The 17,271-nt window shown below is 69.4% G+C and carries 15 protein-coding genes and 1 pseudogene; 3 read left to right on the top strand and 13 right to left on the bottom strand.

What is annotated here, in order from left to right; all coding sequences use genetic code 11:
• Nucleotides 1-13 precede the first annotated feature (13 nt).
• The gene (locus ACFVIV_RS22055; RefSeq protein WP_379199111.1) at nt 14-505 is read right to left on the bottom strand and encodes an Lrp/AsnC family transcriptional regulator; all 492 of its coding nucleotides are present in this window, start codon (nt 503-505) and stop codon (nt 14-16) included.
• 105 nt (nt 506-610) lie between these two features.
• On the opposite strand from ACFVIV_RS22055, the gene ACFVIV_RS22050 reads away from it, so the two are divergent.
• Nucleotides 611-1,768, top strand: coding sequence for an MFS transporter (locus ACFVIV_RS22050; protein WP_379199109.1), 1,158 nt, complete (start codon nt 611-613; stop codon nt 1,766-1,768).
• A 34-nt stretch (nt 1,769-1,802) separates the two neighbouring features.
• Here the strand turns inward: ACFVIV_RS22050 and ACFVIV_RS22045 are convergent.
• The 10 genes and pseudogenes from ACFVIV_RS22045 to ACFVIV_RS22000 form a co-directional block, all read right to left on the bottom strand.
• Nucleotides 1,803-3,531 (bottom strand): annotated as a pseudogene (locus tag ACFVIV_RS22045) (SulP family inorganic anion transporter).
• Between the two features lie 54 nt (nt 3,532-3,585).
• A complete protein-coding gene (locus ACFVIV_RS22040; RefSeq protein ID WP_379199107.1) occupies nt 3,586-4,353 on the bottom strand; it encodes an HAD family hydrolase in 768 nt (255 codons plus the stop codon).
• Nucleotides 4,350-5,045 carry a universal stress protein gene (locus tag ACFVIV_RS22035; RefSeq protein ID WP_379199105.1) on the bottom strand — a complete coding sequence of 232 codons (696 nt, stop codon included), beginning with the start codon at nt 5,043-5,045 and terminating at the stop codon, nt 4,350-4,352. The genes ACFVIV_RS22040 and ACFVIV_RS22035 overlap by 4 nt, the downstream gene beginning before the upstream one ends.
• Nucleotides 5,038-7,227: a glycosyl hydrolase family 65 protein gene (locus ACFVIV_RS22030; protein WP_379199103.1), complete on the bottom strand. Its 2,190-nt coding sequence runs from the start codon at nt 7,225-7,227 to the stop codon at nt 5,038-5,040. The genes ACFVIV_RS22035 and ACFVIV_RS22030 overlap by 8 nt, the downstream gene beginning before the upstream one ends.
• A gap of 80 nt (nt 7,228-7,307) precedes the next feature.
• On the bottom strand, nt 7,308-7,997 hold the full coding sequence (locus ACFVIV_RS22025) for a DUF4389 domain-containing protein (protein ID WP_379199101.1): 690 nt from the start codon (nt 7,995-7,997) through the stop codon (nt 7,308-7,310).
• Between the two features lie 245 nt (nt 7,998-8,242).
• The gene (locus ACFVIV_RS22020; RefSeq protein ID WP_379199099.1) at nt 8,243-8,764 is read right to left on the bottom strand and encodes a hypothetical protein; all 522 of its coding nucleotides are present in this window, start codon (nt 8,762-8,764) and stop codon (nt 8,243-8,245) included.
• 82 nt (nt 8,765-8,846) lie between these two features.
• Nucleotides 8,847-9,389 carry a GNAT family N-acetyltransferase gene (locus ACFVIV_RS22015; RefSeq protein ID WP_379199097.1) on the bottom strand — a complete coding sequence of 181 codons (543 nt, stop codon included), beginning with the start codon at nt 9,387-9,389 and terminating at the stop codon, nt 8,847-8,849.
• A 3-nt stretch (nt 9,390-9,392) separates the two neighbouring features.
• A complete protein-coding gene (gene meaB, locus ACFVIV_RS22010; protein WP_379199160.1) occupies nt 9,393-10,424 on the bottom strand; it encodes a methylmalonyl Co-A mutase-associated GTPase MeaB in 1,032 nt (343 codons plus the stop codon).
• Between the two features lie 214 nt (nt 10,425-10,638).
• Nucleotides 10,639-12,891 carry a methylmalonyl-CoA mutase gene (gene scpA, locus ACFVIV_RS22005; RefSeq protein ID WP_379199095.1) on the bottom strand — a complete coding sequence of 751 codons (2,253 nt, stop codon included), beginning with the start codon at nt 12,889-12,891 and terminating at the stop codon, nt 10,639-10,641.
• A 2-nt stretch (nt 12,892-12,893) separates the two neighbouring features.
• Nucleotides 12,894-14,753 (bottom strand): methylmalonyl-CoA mutase family protein, encoded by a 1,860-nt coding sequence (locus ACFVIV_RS22000; RefSeq protein ID WP_379199093.1) that lies wholly within the window; start codon nt 14,751-14,753, stop codon nt 12,894-12,896.
• Nucleotides 14,754-14,986: 233 nt separating this feature from the next.
• Between ACFVIV_RS22000 and ACFVIV_RS21995 the strand changes: the two genes are divergently transcribed.
• Nucleotides 14,987-15,667 carry a TVP38/TMEM64 family protein gene (locus ACFVIV_RS21995; RefSeq protein WP_379199158.1) on the top strand — a complete coding sequence of 227 codons (681 nt, stop codon included), beginning with the start codon at nt 14,987-14,989 and terminating at the stop codon, nt 15,665-15,667.
• Here the strand turns inward: ACFVIV_RS21995 and ACFVIV_RS21990 are convergent.
• Nucleotides 15,664-15,903 carry a hypothetical protein gene (locus tag ACFVIV_RS21990; RefSeq protein WP_379199091.1) on the bottom strand — a complete coding sequence of 80 codons (240 nt, stop codon included), beginning with the start codon at nt 15,901-15,903 and terminating at the stop codon, nt 15,664-15,666. The two genes, ACFVIV_RS21995 and ACFVIV_RS21990, sit on opposite strands and share 4 nt — an antisense overlap.
• A 232-nt stretch (nt 15,904-16,135) precedes the next feature.
• Between ACFVIV_RS21990 and ACFVIV_RS21985 the strand changes: the two genes are divergently transcribed.
• A complete protein-coding gene (locus tag ACFVIV_RS21985; protein ID WP_379199090.1) occupies nt 16,136-16,789 on the top strand; it encodes a hypothetical protein in 654 nt (217 codons plus the stop codon).
• An 8-nt stretch (nt 16,790-16,797) separates the two neighbouring features.
• Here ACFVIV_RS21985 and ACFVIV_RS21980 read toward each other — a convergent pair whose 3' ends face one another.
• Nucleotides 16,798-17,154 (bottom strand): MmcQ/YjbR family DNA-binding protein, encoded by a 357-nt coding sequence (locus ACFVIV_RS21980; RefSeq protein ID WP_379199088.1) that lies wholly within the window; start codon nt 17,152-17,154, stop codon nt 16,798-16,800.
• Nucleotides 17,155-17,271 lie beyond the last annotated feature (117 nt).

Genomic DNA, 17,271 nt, shown 5'->3' with positions numbered 1-17,271 from the left:
CAGGCAGTGACGGTTACCGGTGTGGCCAGCCGCTCGGGTTGCTGACCGGGCGGTCCACGTCGACCGGGACGACCGAGCGGGCTTCGTACTGGGTCGACAGCACGATGTGGGTTTCGATGGTGCCGTGTTCGCCGATGCGCTCGGCCAGGCCCTCGAAATGTTGCAGGGAGGCGGAGCGGACCTTGAGGAGGGTGCAGTGCGCGCCGCTGAGTTTGTGGACCTCGACGACTTCCGGATAGGCCTCGGCGGTACTGGTTTTCAGAAGGCAGCGGCCCAGGGCGCAGCGGAGTTGGATGAAGGCCAGGACGGGCTGGCCGGTGCGGCGGGGGTCGACCCGGGCTTCGTAGCCGGTGATGACGCCCGCCTCTTCGAGCTTGCGGACGCGGTCGGCGACGGCGGGGGCGGAGAGGTGGATGCGGCGGGCGAGCTGGTTGTAGGACAGGCGGCCGTCGGCCTGCAGTTCGGCGAGGATGCGCCAGTCGAGGTCGTCCAGGGGTTTGTCCATCTGTAAACCGATACCTCCCGAACGCGTTTCGATCGGCAATCGCACCGGCCGAATCTCCTTGTACATCTTATTCTTTGCGCCCTGACCGGCTTCTAGTTTTGTCGTATGACAGCAATCGAGACCCGCGCACCGGTGATCCGGCGGCGCTGGCTGGTGGCCTTGTTCGTGGGCGCCGCGTGCATGAGCCTGGCCATGGTGACCGCGAGCACCCTGGGCACGCTCGTCGCCGCGGAGGCGTGGGGAGCGGCCTGGTCCGGGCTGCCCAGCGCCGCCGGGGTGATCGGCACCGCCATCGGCGCGGCGGCGCTGACCGCCATTATGTCGCGGTGGGGGCGGCGCGCCGGGCTGGTCGCCGGGTATGCGATCGGGACGGTGGGCGGCCTGCTCGCGGTGCTGTCGACGGCGACGGTGTGGTCGCTGGTCGCGGGAATGGTGCTGCTCGGCGTCGGCAACTCGGCCGCGCAGCTGTCCCGCTATGTGGCCGCGGATCTGCGGCCGGGGCGGCCGGGCACGATTCTGGCCGTGGTGGTGTGGGCGGGAACCATTGGGGCCGTGGGCGGTCCGCTGCTGCTGGCCCCGATCTCGGCCGCGTCGGCCGCGAGCGGGCTGGAGGCTTCGACGGGGGTGTTCCTGCTGGGCACGACGGCGGTGGCGCTCGCGGCGCTCGCCGCCACCACACTGCGCCGCGGGACCTACACGGTCCCCGCCGCGACGGCCACGCGCCTGCCGCCCATGCGGCTGGCGCTGGCCACCATGCTCGTCGCGCAGATCGTCATGACAACGATCATGACCGCCGCGCCGCTCGCCATCCACCAGCACGGGCACGGCCTGCACACCGTCGGCGCGATGATCTCCGCCCATACCTTCGGCATGTTCGCGCTCGCACCGGTATCGGGCCTGCTCTGCGATCGCTTCGGCGGCCGGGCGATCATTGCCGGCGGGCTTGCGCTGCTGGCTGTTTCGTCCACGGCGACCGTCGCCGCCGGGTCCGCCGGCGGGCCCGCCCTCGCGATCGTGCTGTTCGTCCTCGGTTACGGCTGGAACCTCGCCTATGTGGGTGCGAGCAGCCTGATCTCGGGCAGCCTGCCCGAGGTGGAGCAGATGCGGCTCGAGGGCGCGGTGGAATCCCGGGTGTGGGGCGGCTCGGCGGTGGCGACCCTGGCCTCCACCATCGGCTTCGCCGTCGGCGGCTACGGCCTGCTGGCCGTCCTGTCCCTCGTCGCGCTGGCCGTCCCGGTCGCCCTGCTGTCCCGCCGTGCCTGACCCACCGCGACACCGGCAATCCCGTTCGCAAACGTCACGATGGTTGCCCGGGCCGGTCGCCGGGCCCGGATTCACCTGTTTGTTGCCGGTAGGCGGCCAAGGCGGTGGGCAAGGTCGGGTAGAGCCGGTCCGCGCCGATGCGGTCGACGAGCCCGGCCGCCGCCAAGGCGTCGCGCAGGTCCTGTTTCACCCTGGCGAGGGCGAAAACGATTCCGCGGGACTCCAATTCGGTGCGCAGCTGCTCCATCGCGTCCAGGGCGGTGAGGTCGACCTCCACATTCGCCTCCACATTGAGCACGAACCAGCGCACCGGGCCGTGCCCCGCGCCCGCCGCATCGGCGGAGGCCAGCGCGCGGCGGCGGAAATCCTCGGCATTGGCGAAGCACAGCGGCGCGTCGTAGCGGTAGACCACCAGGCCCGGAACGACTTTCGCCTCCGGATAGTCGTCGATGTCGTGCATGCCCGCCAGGCCGGGGACGAACCCCTGGATGGCGTCGTGGCCGCGCGCCACCCGGCGCAGCAGGTCCAGCACCGACAGCGCGATGGCGATACCGATGCCGTAGAGCACGCCGAACACCAGCACCGCGGCGGTCGTGCTGAGCGCCAGTACCAGTTCACTGCGCCGGAATCGGGCAATGCGCTGGAACTCGGGAATGTCGATCAGGCGCAGGGCGGCGTAGCACACCAGCGCGCCCAGCGCGGCGGTGGGAAAACTCGCGAGGATACCGCGCGCGCCGATCAGCACCGCCAGGATCGTCGCCACCGAGACCACCGAATACAGCTGCGTCCGGGCCCCCGGAGACATCGGCGATGGTGGTGCGGCTGCCGCTGCAGCTCACCGGGAAACCGTGCAGCAGGCCCGTGGCGATATTGGTCGCGCCCAGCGCGCCCAGCTCGCGATTGGCGTCGATGCGCTCGTTGTGGCGGGCGGCGAAAGCGCGTGCGGTGAGCGCATTGTCGGAGAATCCGACCAGGGCGATACCGATGGCCGGCACGATCAGCACGGCCAGATCCTCGAGGCGCACATCCGGCACGCCCGGCGACGGGAATCCGGCCGGGATCGCTCCCACGACGTGGATTCCGTACCGCTGCAACGAGAATGCCCACACCGCGAGCGAGGCGAACAGCACCGCCAGCAGTGGGCCGGGTGCGCGGGGCGCCCGCCAGGCGAGCACGATCAGCGCGATCAGGGTGACGGCGGCGAGCACCGTCGTCTGCCAGTGCAGGTCCTCGATATGCGCGGCGAAGGAGCGCACCTGCTCGGGAATGGTCCCGCCGTCCACCTCGACGCCGGTCACCTTGCCGAGCTGGCTGGCGATCATGATTCCGGCCGTGCCCGCGAGATAGCCGACCAGCACCGGCCGCGACAGCAGATCGGCCAGCACCCCCAGGCGGGCGAAGGCGCCGGCCATGCCGAGCACGCCCACCAGCAGCGCGAGCGCGGCGGCCAGGGCCGCGTAGCGTCCGGCGTCCCCGGCCGCCAGCGGCGCCAGCGCCACCGCGGTCATGAGCGCCGTGGTGGATTCCGGGCCGACGGACAACCGTTTCGACGTGCCCAGCACGACGTACACCAGCAGCGGGGCGATGGTCGACCACAAGCCGACGACCGGCGGCAGGCCGGCCAGCGTCGCGTAGGCCATCACCTGGGGAATCAGATAGGCGGCCACCGTGATCCCGGCCAGCGCGTCGGCGCGCAGCCAGGCCGGGCGATACCCGCGGAACTGGTCGAGGCCGGGCAGCAGCGATACCGCATATCGGTTCATCAGATCCCGACAGTACCGCTCGGTCTCACCCGGTGTGCCGAACCCGGCGGCCGCTCACAGGCCGCCGAAGTCGACCTCGGCGAGATCCTCGACGACCAGATCGGCCCCGGCCGCGCGCAGGCTCTCGCCATTGCCGCCGCGGTCGATGCCGATCACCAGGGCGAAACCGCCGCGCTTGCCCGCCTCCACCCCGGCGGCCGCGTCCTCGACGACCACCGTCGCGCCGGGCTCGGCGTGCACCCGCCGGGCGGCCTCGATCAGCATGTCGGGATCGGGTTTTCCGGTCAGGCCGAGCTCGTCGGCGACCACGCCGTCGACACGCACGGTGAACAGATCGCCGATACCGGCGGCCGAGAGCACCTCGGCGGCATTGCGGCTCGCGGAGAAGATGGCCGTGGCCACGCCCGCGGCCTTCAGTTCCCGCACCAGCGCCACCGTCGAGTGGAAGACCGGGACCCCGGTGCTCGCGATGCGGGTCCGGAACAACCGGTCCTTGCGATTACCCAGGCCGCACACGGTATTCGCGCCCTCGGAATCGGAGGGCTCACCCCAGGGCAGCGAGATGCCGCGCGCGGCAAGGAAATCCGCGACGCCGCGGTAGCGCGGCTTGCCGTCCACGTGGCGCAGGTAGTCCGCGCGGGTGAACGGGGAGTGATTCTCCTCCGGCGCGGCGGGCAGGCGGGCGAGGAACTCGTCGAACAGCACGGTCCACACGGCCGCGTGAATGGAGGCGGTATCGGTGACCACGCCGTCCATATCGAAGATGACCGCATCGTGCAGCCGGGCGTCGATGACCGGTTCGTCGGGATCGCGGTCGGTCATACCGCCGCGCCCTGCCGTGTCACCCAGCTGGTCTGCTGCGCCGGCGCGTGCGTGGGCACCAGCATGACCGGCACACAGGCCCCGGCGATGGCGGTGCGCACGGTCTGGGCGCGCCCCGGCAGCAGCCGCCGCGACCAGCCCAGAATGATCAGATCGGCGGCGTCCTCGGCGACCTGGACGACATTCTCGCCGGGATGGCCGCTGCGCAGCGTCACCAGCGGCGGCGGGCCGTCGAAGAACGGGACGCAGTGGCGCGCCAGGAACTCCTCCTCCCAGGCCGAGCGGGCGTGCGCGGGCTGATCCCAGCAGGCGGGCACGGTGGCGCGGTCGAACACGTGCAGCACGATGATCTCGGTGCCGGCGGCCCGGAACAGGCACACCGCTTCGGCGACGGCGTGCGCGGCTTCCTCGGTGCCGTCCAGCGGCACCAGCACGCGCTTGATCACGTCCGCGCCGAGCCGCAGCGAATGCGGCACCAGCACAACGGGTTTGGCCGACCCTTCGACAATCGGCCAGCCACCCCCGTCCAGGGCGGCGACGCCGAGCACGACGTCCGGATGGCCGAGATCGCGCAGGAACTCCGCTTCCGACGCGCCCGCGGCGACCGGGCGGACCCGCGCGGCCAGGATATCGGCGAGGGAGGCGGCCACCGTCGTGGCCGCGTCCGTGGGCTGGACCAGGATGTCATTCACTGTGTTCCTCCTCCGACCAGGGACACCACATGTCGCCGGTCACCACGACCGGCGACCGCTTTCCGATCGCCACCCGGATCGGCCCGTCGGTGCGCACGCCGACACCGCGCGGCGTGATCCGCAGCCGCACGCGGCGGCCCAGGCAGCGGAAGGCGATCCCGAGTTCGCGCCAGGCGCTGGGCAATTCGGGATGCAGGGACAGCACGCCGTCCTGCACCCGCGCGCCCGCGAAACCGGCGAGCAGCGCCTGCCAGACCCCGCCCAGGGTGGCCATGTGCAGGCCGGAGGCGGTGCTGGCGGTGCGATCGTCTAGGTCCAGGCGCAGCGCGGCGCGCAGCAGTTCCAGGGCTTCGTCCGGGCGGCCCGCGCGGGCCAGCAGGGCGGCCATGATCGCGGGTGAGAGCGAGGAGCCGTGGGTGGTGTGCGGGGCGTAGTAGTCGAGGTTGACCTGCAGCGATCCGGGTTCGAGCTCCTCGGGGATCAGGTGGTGCAGCATCAGCACGTCGGGCTGTTTGATCAGCTTCGAGCGGGCCACGCGCTGCTGGCCCAGCAGCACGTCGGCGGCCAGCGGCGGGCGGGAGACGTCGGCGGCGAGCAGCGGTTCCAGGCTGAAATAGCCGGTGAACTGCTGATAGCGGCCGTCGGGATACAGTTGATCGACCACCCGGTCGGCCAGGTCGCGCCATTGCGCGAATTCACCGGCCTCCATGGCGTTTCGCGGCTGCAGCCGCGCGGCGCGGCGCAGATTCCAGCGGGCCATCACATTGGTGTAGGCATTGTCGTCGACGGATTCGTGGTACTCGTCCGGGCCGATGATGTTCGAGATGTGCGCGCGGCCTTCGGAATCCTCGTCGAAGCGGGAGGCCCAGTAGCGGGCGGTGTCGACGAGCAGGTCGCGGGCGGTGGTCTCCAGGAACTCGGTGTCGCCGGTCCATTCGGCGTAATGGTGTGCGGCCCAGGCGACGTCGGCGGTGATGTGCTCCTCGCGGGTGCCGGTGAGGATGGGAACCGGTATGCCGCCGAGGAATCCGCTGCGCGGGGTGACATCGGTGCCGTCCAGGGCCGACTCCCAGGGGAAGCGCGCGCCGCGCCGGCCCTCGGCCGCGGCGCGTTCGCGCGCGGCGGGCAGGCGGTTCACCCGGTAGGCGACAATGGCGGCAGCCGCGTCCGGATCCATGCTGACCAGGGCGGGCAGCACGAATACGTCCGAGTCCCAGAACACGTGACCGCTGTACCCGGAACCGGACAGGCCACGCGCGCCGATCGCGTTCTCGCCGTGTGCGCCCGCATTGCACCACAGCTGGAACAGGGCGAAGCGGACGGCCATCTCGGTCTCGGGATCATCGGGAAGATCGATCCCGGTGGTGGCCCAGCGGCGCGCCCAGGCCGCGCGGTGGGAAGTCAACAAGCTGTCAACCCCGGTTTCCCAGGCCCGGGTGAGCATGCGCCGCGATCTGGCCGCGCCGTCGCCCGCCGCGGAATCCGCGACCACGGCCGCGATCCGGTCCAGCCCGGCCGCGGTGCACTGCTGCGCACCCGCCGTCACCACCGCGCCATCGATATCGGATTCCACACGCAGACAGCGGGTTTCGACATCGGGAGCGAGGTCATCGATGTCGATGTCGGCGGTGCGCACGCCGGACTCGATGCCCGGTCTCCGCACCGGCGGACCCGGGTTCAGCTCGCGCGCGGTCTCCACGCGCATCACCAGCACCCCGGGCCGGTCCGCGCAGGCGAACCGGATACTGCGAAAGGTGCCGTCTCCCACCGCTTCCACACGATGCAGTACACCGCCGTACAGGTCGAGAAAACGCTGCGCCGCCTGAGGCGGATCCACATCGACCCGGGTCCAGCGCGGCCCCTCCAGCAAATGTTGCTCCGGACCAGCGCCGATGTACACACCCGAGATCAGCGTCTCGGGTCCGGCCCCGGCCTCGGACTCCTCGGGCACGCCGCGGGTCGCGACCGCGCCGGCGCCGATGGTGAAGACCGAGATGTCGGATACGTTGTGCCGCAAGGGGTTCTCCCCCACCGTCCAGCGCGGGTCCTGACCCGGCGGGCCGGCGGGCAGGTGCGCGGCCACCTGCCCGTCGACATGAGCGGGCGTCTGCCCCCCTTGTCCGGACGCGTCCCCGACATGCGGAGTCTGCGTGCCGGTTTCGACCTGATCGTGCCCGCCCATCGCTTCGATCTCACTTCCGGTATCGCGTGGCCCTCTCCTTTCGATGATCCGCCCGTGCGGTCCGGTTGCGCGAAGAATCTTCAGAGTGCGGGTTCGCGCGCGCCCTGATCGAGACGGAACGGCGGATAGTCGTCCCGCAGGAGCGCGGCGTAGGCGAGCACCCGGTAGTACCAGCGGTTGACGCCCAGCACGAAGTCGAAGACGCCGCGGGGATAGCGGGCGGTGAACAGCAGCGCGATGGCGGCGATGAGGACCAGCACGTCGAGCAGCGCGGGCATGAAGTTGAAGTAGTCGGAGTCCACGTCGATGACCAGAGTTCCGCTGGTCATGGCCCACACGATCAGGTAGTGCGGGATCGCCAGCAGCCACCACTTCACCAGCACCAGGCCGCGGGACAACTGCTCCGGATACTCCACGGACAGGTCGGCCGGATAGGTGTCGTCGGAATGCAGCGAGAACGGTGGATACCGGTCGGTTCCGAGCGCGTTGTAGCTGTAGAACAGCACCCGCCACGACCAGCGCATGATGCCGACATTGATATCGAAGAGGGACCGCGGGTATTTGCCGGTGATCAGAATGGCGAAGAACGCCACGATGGTCAGCAGCAGGAAGCCGATCCACAGCAGGATGAGAATCAGATAGTGCGGAATCGCGAGGATCCACTTCACCAGCCACAACCAGCGCGATAGTGGCTCGTCCAGATCACCGCGCAGCTGCACCGGATAGGCGGCGGGCCGTTTGGGTTCGGCAGCGGGGGTCTCGGGGTTCATGACGGCGCTCCTTCCTGAACGCAATGCCGTGCCGCGCCGGCATCGCGCGCCGCGAGACCAGCGCCGCTGCTTTCAGGATCGCCCTCGATTGCGGGGCGGGTGGAAGTTTTGTCGCGACGTAATCAATCCGGAGTACAGATAGTAGGAACACGCCGTCATCGCAGAAAGAAGGCAGTTTCACAGCCGCCGGCAGCGAGCCCGGCGGCCGCAATCGGGCTGCGGCGGCCGGGCTTCGGAGAACAGGATCAGCGTCGCTGGGCCAGGCGCGCGGCGACCGCGCGGTAGACGCGCAGCACCAGGCGGCCCAGAAAATAGGCGGAGAGCAGGCCCGCCGCCGCGGCCCCGAGCCGCAGCAGGTAGTGCCGAACGGTGCCGTCGGGGACGCGCCGGGGTATTCCGGAGCTCAGCGACTTCGGAACCCCCGAGGACACGCGCAGCCGGACCGGCTTCATCTCACGACCGGCCAGCGGGACACGCGCTTTCAGTCGCCACAGCGGGTATTCCTCGGGAACCGGCGGCACCAGTTGGTCCGGGTGCAGTTCGGCCCACTGCGGGCGGAACTCCACCTGCACCTCGTGCTCGATTCCCTCTTCGACGAGTGGATCCTGCCAGCCGGTCGGGACCATGAGCTCACCATCGGGGGTGAGCAGGCACAGCATCGGCATCGACGTGCCGCCGTCGACGGTGATGTCGGCGACGCACACCGCGAAGTGTGGCAGTGTTCCCGGCCGACTCACCGGTCGGCGGACCGCATCGGCGCTATTCATGTCGAACTCCCTGGGGTAGGAACCGTTTTCCTAATTCCCAGATTCAGACATCTCACACATTTACGCGCGAGTAGTTGCCTACCTAATTCCGGCCACCAAGATCGGCGGGGACTACCTGCGGCCAGCTGTACTCGTACTCGTCCAGCGCAAAGCCCTGCGGGAAAACCGCTGTGCGACGGTCGGTTCGGCGGCCGCCGTGCCGTTCGTAGAAGGCGATGGCCGGGGCGTTGTCGGCGAGGACTTCCAGGTAGACCACGCTGCCCGGATGCGCGGCGGCCGCCCACTCGAAGGCGCGGCGCAGCAGCCGCCCGCCCAAGCCGGAACGCTTGCGGCCGGGGTGGACGTGCAGGTTGTCGATGAGGATCCGGCCGTCCGCGCGCGGCATGAGGTACGCGAATCCGGCCAGGTCAGCCCCGGATTCGGCAATGATCAGATGGCCGGACGCGCCGCCCCCGGCGAGGCGGCCACGCCACAGGGCCCGGCGTTCTTCGAGCAGCGGTCCCTCGAGGTAGTCCTGCGGCATGATCCCCGCATAGGCCGTGCGCCAGCTCGCGGTGTGCAATGCGGCGATCGCCTCCGCGTCACCGGCCGCACCGTCCCGGAACCGCACCTGCTCGTCCGGCATCGATCAACCTCTCGCGTCGAAGGCGCGCAGAATCTCCTCCGCGGCCAGTGCGGGCGTGAGCGAACCGTCACGAATCTGCTTCTCCACCTGGGGGCGAAGAGCTTTCACCGCCGGATTGTCGGTCAGCCGGCGAAGCAGGTTGTCGTGCACCATGGTCCAGGTCCAGTCGATCTGCTGCCGTCGGCGCTTCTCCGCGAATTCCCCTGCCTCGGTGAGCACTCGGCGATGAGTGAGCACCACATCCCAGAACCGGTCCAGCCCCGTGCCGTTCAACCCACTCATCGTCAATACCGGTGGATGCCACAGTGATTCACGCGGGTGAATCAAGCGCATGGCGCCACTGAGTTCGCGCGCGGCGGTCTTGGCCTCCAGCTCGTGCTTGCCGTCGGCCTTGTTCACCGCGACCAGGTCCGCCAGCTCGAGCACACCCTTCTTGATCCCCTGCAACTGATCGCCGGTCCGAGCCAAGGTGAGGAAGCAGAACACGTCCACCATATTGGCCACGGTGACCTCGGACTGCCCGACACCGACGGTCTCCACCAGGATCACGTCGTAACCGGCCGCCTCGAGCAGCACGATCGTCTCGCGCGTGGCCTTGGCGACGCCGCCGAGCGTGCCCGCGGTCGGCGACGGGCGGATGAACGCGTCCCGCTCCACCGCCAGCCGGGCCATGCGGGTCTTGTCGCCCAGAATCGAACCGCCGGTGCGCGTCGAGGACGGATCCACCGCCAGCACCGCGACCCGATGGCCTTCACCGATCAGGTACATGCCGAGCGCATCGATGAAGGTCGATTTGCCCACGCCCGGCACACCGGTGATCCCCACCCGATTGGACACGACCGTGTCCTCGGCCGGGGTCAGCCGCAGCAGCAACTGCTGGGCCAGCTCCCGATGATCCGCGCGCGTGGATTCGACCAGGGTGATCGCCCGCGCCAGCGCGGCACGCTGCCCGCCGCGGATCTGCTCCGCGAGAGCGTCCACATCGATCGTCCGCCGCGCCCCGCCGGCCGCCGCCGGGGTTACGCCGCCGGGCATCGCGACGCCCGCCGTAGTTCCGAGCCGAGGGCCGTGTCCGCCCTCGGCTCGCCGTGCGGCGTCGTTCATGCCCTGCCCTTCCCCGAGGAGGCGGACCGCCGCGCATTCACGCCACACTCCCACGCGCGGCATCGACCGCTCATACCGTGCCCACTTCGCGAGCCAGTGGCGCACTCGATGGTCACGGTGCGCCGCTGCCTGCGCGCATGGCTGCTCATTCGGCCGCGCCGGTGCCGATCTCGTGGCCCAGGGATTCGGCCAGTTTCTTGATGAGGTCGACGGCCGCGTCGGCGATCACGGTGCCGGGCGGGAAGATGGCGGCCGCGCCGGCTTCGTAGAGTTCGGCGAAGTCGCCGGGTGGGATGACGCCGCCGACGATGACCATGATGTCGGGGCGGCCGACGTCGGCGAGTGCCTGCCGGAGGGCGGGCACCAGCGTGAGGTGGCCTGCCGCCAGGGAGGAGACGCCGACGATGTGCACGTCGTTGTCGGCCGCCTGCTGGGCCACCTCTTCGGGGGTCTGGAACAGCGGGCCCACATCGACGTCCATGCCGAGGTCGGCGAAGGCGGTGGCGATCACCTTCTGGCCGCGGTCGTGGCCGTCCTGGCCCATCTTGGCGACCAGGATGCGGGGGCGGCGGCCCTCGGCTTCGGCGAATTCCTCGACCAGATCGATGGCACGGCTGATATTGGTCACCTTGCCCGCCTCTTCTCGGTAAACGCCGGAGAGCGTACGGATTTCGGCCTGGTGGCGGCCGTAGACCTTTTCCAGGGCGTCGGAGATCTCGCCGACGGTGGCCTTGGCGCGCGCGGCGTCGATGGCCAGGGCGAGGAGGTTGTTCGCCATGCCGCCCTCGGAGGAGGCTGCGGCGCGGGTCAATTCGGCCAGGGCCTTCTCCACCTCGGCCGAATCCCGTTCCGCGCGCAGCCGCTTCAGCTTCTCGTTCTGCTCGGCGCGCACGCGGGTGTTGTCGACCTTGAGCACCTCGATCGGAGTGTCCTCTTCGACCTGGTACTTGTTGACGCCGATGACCGGCTGCTGGCCGGTGTCGATGCGCGCCTGGGTGCGGGCGGCGGCCTCCTCGATGCGCAGTTTCGGGATGCCTTCCGAAATCGCCTGCGCCATACCGCCGTGCGCCTCCACCTCGGCGATGTGCGCGCGGGCGCGCTCGGCGAGCTGGTGGGTCAGCCATTCCACGTAGTAGGAGCCGCCCCACGGGTCGGCGGGCCGGGTGGTGTTGGACTCCTGCTGGATGAGCAGCTGGGTGTTGCGGGCGATGCGGGCGGAGAAGTCCGTCGGCAGGGCCAGCGCCTCGTCGAGGGCGTTGGTGTGCAGCGACTGGGTGTGGCCCTGGGTCGCGGCCATGGCCTCCACGCAGGTGCGGGCCACATTGTTGAACACGTCCTGCGCGGTGAGCGACCAGCCCGAGGTCTGCGAATGAGTCCGCAGCGCAAGGGATTTGGCGCTCTTTGGCTCGAACTTGGCGACCAGCTCGCTCCACAGCAGGCGGCCGGCGCGCAGCTTGGCGACCTCCATGAAGAAGTTCATGCCGATGGCCCAGAAGAACGACAGGCGCGGGGCGAACTTGTCGACCTCCATGCCCGCCTCGATGCCGGCGCGAATGTATTCGACGCCGTCGGCGAGGGTGTAGGCCAGCTCCAGGTCGGCGGTCGCACCGGCTTCCTGAATGTGGTAGCCGGAGATGGAGATCGAGTTGAACTTCGGCATCTTGGCCGAGGTGAAGGCGAAGATGTCGGAGATGATCCGCATGGACGGCTTGGGCGGGTAGATGTAGGTGTTGCGGACCATGAACTCCTTCAGAATGTCGTTCTGAATGGTTCCGGCCAGCTGTTCGGGTTTGACGCCCTGCTCCTCGGCGGCCACGACGTAGAGCGCCAGAATGGGCAGCACCGCGCCGTTCATGGTCATCGACACCGAGACCTGGTCCAGCGGAATGTGATCGAACAACTCCCGCATGTCCAGGATGGAGTCGATGGCCACACCGGCCATGCCCACATCGCCGGTGACGCGCGGGTGATCGGAGTCGTAGCCGCGGTGGGTGGCCAGGTCGAAGGCCACCGACAGGCCCTTCTGGCCCGCCTGCAGGTTGCGGCGGTAGAAGGCATTGGAGTCGGCGGCGGTGGAGAAACCGGCGTACTGGCGGATCGTCCACGGCTGGTTCACGTACATGGTGGGGTACGGGCCGCGCACGAACGGGGCCACGCCGGGCACGCTGTCGAGCGGATAGCCCGCGGCGGCAATGGCATCCCGGTCGGCCTTGGTGAAAACCGGTGGGACGTCGATGCCTTCGGGCGTCGCCCAGGTGAGCTGTTCGGGCGCATAGTTGTTGGCGGCCGCGGCCTCCTTGACGAAGGCGTCCACCGCGGTGGCCTCGACCGTGGCGTCCGCGGGCTCGCCGAGCGGAACCTCGGCGAAATTGCCGATCAGATGCTTGATGTCACTCATCTCTATGCTCCCAGCTTTTCCAGCAGGCCGGACAGCGCCGTCACCGCATCCATCCGCGCCGTCAGGAATCCGTCCGGCCGCTGCGCGCCGGACAGGTCGGCGACCGCCTTCTCGGGACCGGCCAGCAGGACCGTGGTCACGCCCGCTTCTCGCAGCGCCGCCACGGCCGCACCGGCATCGGAGCCGTAGCGGGCGTCGGAACCGCACAGCACCGCGAGGGTGGCTTCGGATTCGGTTGCCGCCGCACCGATCCCGGCCCCGACCAGCGCGCCCGGGTTGATCGATTCGATACCGCCCGACGCGAGGAGGTTGGCCGTGAAGGTGACCCGCACATTGTGCTCCGAGACCGGACCCAGCGGCACCAGCAGCGCCTTGGGCCGTGCGCCATTGGCGACCAGGTAGGCGTCGCTGCGATTGCGCAGGGCCTCGAAGGCCGCGCCGTAGCTCGACTCCGGGCTCGCCAGCCGCGCCGCCTCCGACAGCGGTTCCTCGGCCAGGTTCGGGAATTCGTTCACGCCGGTGACGGCCGTCTTGCGGTGCGCCACATCGGCATCGCGCTCGGCCTTGGTCTCGGCGATGCGCTCGGCGAGCAGTCCGGACTCCAGGGCGGCCAGGTAGCCGCCGGCGGACTCCAGCTCCTGCATGAACTCCCACGCCTTGGCGGCCAGCGCGTCGGTGAGGGATTCGACGTACCAGGAGCCCGCGCCCGGATCCTGCACGTGGCCGAGGTGGGATTCCTCGAGCAGCAGCAACTGGGTGTTGCGGGCCATGCGCTCGGAGAACGCCTGCGAGACACCGAGTTCCCCGGCGGGCAGGGCATTGTCGAAGGGCAGCACCGTGACGATGTCCGCGCCGCCGACGCCGGCGCCGAAGGCGGCGAGGGTGGTGCGCAGCATGTTCACCCACGGATCGCGCTGGGTCATCATGGCCGGGGAGGTCATGGCGTGCTGGGGCGCGTTGCCGTAGTCGGGCGCGCCGCAGACCTGTGCCACGCGCGCCCAGAGTCGCCGGGCGGCACGGAATTTGGCCATGGTCTCGAACTGGTCGTCGGTGGCGGCGAAGCGGAATTCCAGCTGTTCGAGGGCATCCACGATGTCCGCGCCCGCGTCGGTGAGCGCGCGCAGGTACTCCAGGCCCGCGGCCACGGCCGCACCCAGTTCCTGGGCGTCGGAGGCCCCCGCGTTGTGGAAGGCGACGCCGCACACCGTGATCGCGCGCACCGTTTCGGGCCGGGCCACCGCCTGCTGGGCGAGGGCGATCGCGCCGTCCAGGTCGATGGCCGCGGTTCCGGCGAACAAGCTCGTCAGCGGGGTCGCGCCCAGCTGCACGCGAATGTCCTTGCGGTTCTCCACGGTATAGCCGTCGAGCACCGAGAACACCTGGGCCGCAGCCTCGGTCACGTCGGGGCCGGCGTCCAGGGTCAGCGGGGCCAGCTCGAACAGCAGGCCCGACAGGGCGGCCGGAATCCCGGCGACCGGGACGCCGCGCTCCCCCACGCCCAGCCCGATCGCGCTCACGCCGTTCTCCAGCGCGCCCATGATCGTCGCGTTGACGGCCTCGGCGTCCGGCCCGCCGAAGCGCTGGTTCACGAACCAGCCGCGATGCACGTCGCGGGTGGCGTCTCCGCCGCGCACGAACGGGAATTGCCCGGGCAGCGGCTGTTCGGGCAGCTCGTCACGGCGGGTATACAGCGGGTTGACCGTGAGCCCGTCGTAGGTCGAGACCGCGAGCAGCTTCTCCGGCTCTTCCGGCAGTTCCGATACGTCCACCCTGCGGGCCTTGGCCAGCACTCCGGCGACACCCTTGCGCCAGGCGGCGTACCCGGGCACCGGATCGGCGTCCGGGTCTGAAGCAATCGGCATAGCTGCTGTTCCTTCTTCCACTCCCCGACTTCAATGCCCGCTTTCGACCGCATTCACACAGCTCAGCGGGCACTTCGGTTAACGAGCATTCATCGTCTTTCCCCTGATGCTAACCACACCTTTCCGATTACTGTCGCCCGAGTCTCGCTACCGGCGGGTAACCTGGCGCGGTGCCAACAAGCCCGCCCGCGCCGCTCGAGCGCCGCCGCCGACCGCTGAGCCGACTGCCCGAACTGCTCGCGCGGCTGCGGCAACCGCGCGTGCTGGCACTGCTGCTCGCAGGCGTGGCGGTGCTGGCGCTGGCCGCGTTCGCACCGCATCCCGGACCGCAGCAGATTCGGGTATGGGCCGATTCGGTGGGCCCGTGGCTGCCGCTGGTGTTCTTCGTGGTGCACACCCTGGTGTGCATTCTCCCGTTCCCGCGCACGGTCTTCACCCTGAGCGCGGGCATGCTGTTCGGGTCGGCGCGGGGACTGTCGCTGGCCGTCGCGGCCACCACCGTGAGCGCGGTGCTGGCGCTGCTGCTGGTCCGCATGCTCGACAAGGAGCGGGTCCGCGCGCGCCTCACCCATCCGACCGTGCGGGCGGTGGACGCCCGCCTGGCCCGCCGCGGCTGGCTCGCGGTCGGATCACTGCGGCTCATCGCCTTCGCGCCGTTCGCGGTGGTCAACTACTGCGCGGCGCTGTCCTCGGTGCGGATGCTGCCCTACTTTCTCGCCACGGTCGTGGGCATCCTGCCGGGCACGGTGGCCACCGTCATGCTCGGCAATGCCCTCACCGGGCAAACCGATGCCGGGCAGATCATCGTGACCGCGCTGTGCGTGCTGCTCGGCGTCGCGGGGCTGGTTCTCGACAGCCGGCTCGGCACGCCGGAGGGCGATCCCGACCGGGAATTGGAAGCGCTCCCGAATTAGGGGCAGGGCCGGTTCTGGTGGCGCTGCTGCAGATTGACCATGTCCGGCGGGGTCTGGTTCAGCAGCAGCATGATCGCCGGATCGGTGCCCGGATCCGGGACGGTGCTCGCGGGCGGGGTATCGGCGTGCGCACTCGCGGTGGCGGCGACGGTGGCGAGAGGAACCACCGCCAGCATCCCGGCGACGAGAACCCGTGCGGCGGTGCGGCGGGCGGTGAAGATCGACTTGGCGGGCATGGCGATTCCTCTCTCGGACGAGGTGCGCCGGAGTGCGGCGCACACCTTCGATGGAAGACCCATTTCCTGGGAATCGCATGTGATTTCGCAGGGAAAACACCTGAATAGGGCTAATTTCAGGGCGCCGTGCGGGTGCCGGATCCGGGTCCCCTCAGGGTGGTTCCCCGATGCGAAGATCAGCTTTGCTGTGGGCCGCCCGCGGATGTCGGTGCGGCCCGCTAGCCTCACCCGCATGGGATTGGCCGTAGCGACACATGTTTTCGCCGACGCACTGCAGGACACCGACTATCCCGAGGAGGTCGACGAACTGCGCGACCAGCTGCGCGCCCTCAACGATCTGCTACTGCAAGAAGGAATTTCGCCGCATCACGAAGCGACGACGCACGGCCCGGCGACCGAGCGAGACACGGTCGGCAGTGTTCCCTACAGCTTCGTGCACTACCTGCGCCGCGCCTACGCACGCGCCCACAAGTACCCGGACGAGCCGCTCACTCCCGTCGCGGAGGGCGAGGATCCCACCGAAGACGGGGCGGTGGACAGCCTCATGTACATGTTCGAATCACATCTGCTGTGCCATTCGGACTGCGAAGGCTATTACGTACCGGTGGATTTCGACGAGGTGCTCTTCCCCGACGAGGAGCTGGGCCTGCCCGGCGGCATGGTCGGATCCAGCGACGGACTGCTGCGCGAACTGGAATACGTCGCCCCCTACCTCGGAATCACCCTGGTCGACGACGAACTATCGGATGCCGAAATCGCCAGGATCCTGGCCGAACACGGCGATGACGACGAGCACCCCTTCTACCGCGAACGAGAAACCTGGCTGCTCTTCTACGAGGCGGCCCGAGTCTCGGTGACGAACAGAACCCTCATCACCTTCTGCTGAGCAGCGAATCACCCCGCGGCATTGTCGCGTTCGCGCTGCTTGCGGATTCTGGCCGGCGCCGACAGCCACCACGCACTGTCGATCAACTCGTGCAACTGATCCTCATCCACCCGATCCAGGTCGATGAGAATGTACGGCGACCCGTCATAGTGCGGCGTGGTGTAGAAGGCGTCATCCCCCGAAGCGAGCAGCGCCTCCTTCTCCTCCGGCTCACACCGCAACACCAGCCCGCCCTCGGCCTCGCTCCGCAACCGCGCGAAACTCTTCCCGGCCACATTCAGCCCCGGACTCCGCCACCAGGTCCCTTCCTCCACCGCCGGGAGCGTGGTCGCGAGCGCCACGACGTCTTGCCAGGTCAAGGTCATGAAGCCAGTCTGCACCCGCGGCGCATACGTCGCTTGGACGAATGGGAACGGCTCGCCGCCCGATCACCTGCACGGCCCCTCTGACAAAGGCGAGAACAAATATCGCTCCACGAAGCT

Source organism: Nocardia sp. NPDC127526 (genome assembly GCF_042672265.1).
Lineage (GTDB): Bacteria > Actinomycetota > Actinomycetes > Mycobacteriales > Mycobacteriaceae > Nocardia.
The sequence above is the reverse complement of the archived record's forward strand: the minus strand, read 5'-3'. Positions and strand labels throughout refer to the sequence as shown.

Bases quoted from the DNA above. Each gene is read 5' to 3' on its own strand.
- ACFVIV_RS21985 (WP_379199090.1), top strand. From the start codon at position 16,136: ATGGGATTGGCCGTAGCGACACATGTTTTCGCCGACGCACTGCAGGAC.
- ACFVIV_RS22025 (WP_379199101.1), bottom strand. From the start codon at position 7,997: ATGAACCCCGAGACCCCCGCTGCCGAACCCAAACGGCCCGCCGCCTAT.
- ACFVIV_RS21990 (WP_379199091.1), bottom strand. From the start codon at position 15,903: ATGCCCGCCAAGTCGATCTTCACCGCCCGCCGCACCGCCGCACGGGTT.
- ACFVIV_RS22015 (WP_379199097.1), bottom strand. From the start codon at position 9,389: ATGCCGGACGAGCAGGTGCGGTTCCGGGACGGTGCGGCCGGTGACGCG.
- ACFVIV_RS21980 (WP_379199088.1), bottom strand. From the start codon at position 17,154: ATGACCTTGACCTGGCAAGACGTCGTGGCGCTCGCGACCACGCTCCCG.
- scpA (WP_379199095.1), bottom strand. From the start codon at position 12,891: ATGAGTGACATCAAGCATCTGATCGGCAATTTCGCCGAGGTTCCGCTC.
- ACFVIV_RS22030 (WP_379199103.1), bottom strand. From the start codon at position 7,227: ATGGGCGGGCACGATCAGGTCGAAACCGGCACGCAGACTCCGCATGTC.
- ACFVIV_RS22040 (WP_379199107.1), bottom strand. From the start codon at position 4,353: ATGACCGACCGCGATCCCGACGAACCGGTCATCGACGCCCGGCTGCAC.
- ACFVIV_RS22055 (WP_379199111.1), bottom strand. From the start codon at position 505: ATGGACAAACCCCTGGACGACCTCGACTGGCGCATCCTCGCCGAACTG.
- ACFVIV_RS22020 (WP_379199099.1), bottom strand. From the start codon at position 8,764: ATGAATAGCGCCGATGCGGTCCGCCGACCGGTGAGTCGGCCGGGAACA.
- ACFVIV_RS22050 (WP_379199109.1), top strand. From the start codon at position 611: ATGACAGCAATCGAGACCCGCGCACCGGTGATCCGGCGGCGCTGGCTG.
- meaB (WP_379199160.1), bottom strand. From the start codon at position 10,424: ATGCCCGGCGGCGTAACCCCGGCGGCGGCCGGCGGGGCGCGGCGGACG.
- ACFVIV_RS22000 (WP_379199093.1), bottom strand. From the start codon at position 14,753: ATGCCGATTGCTTCAGACCCGGACGCCGATCCGGTGCCCGGGTACGCC.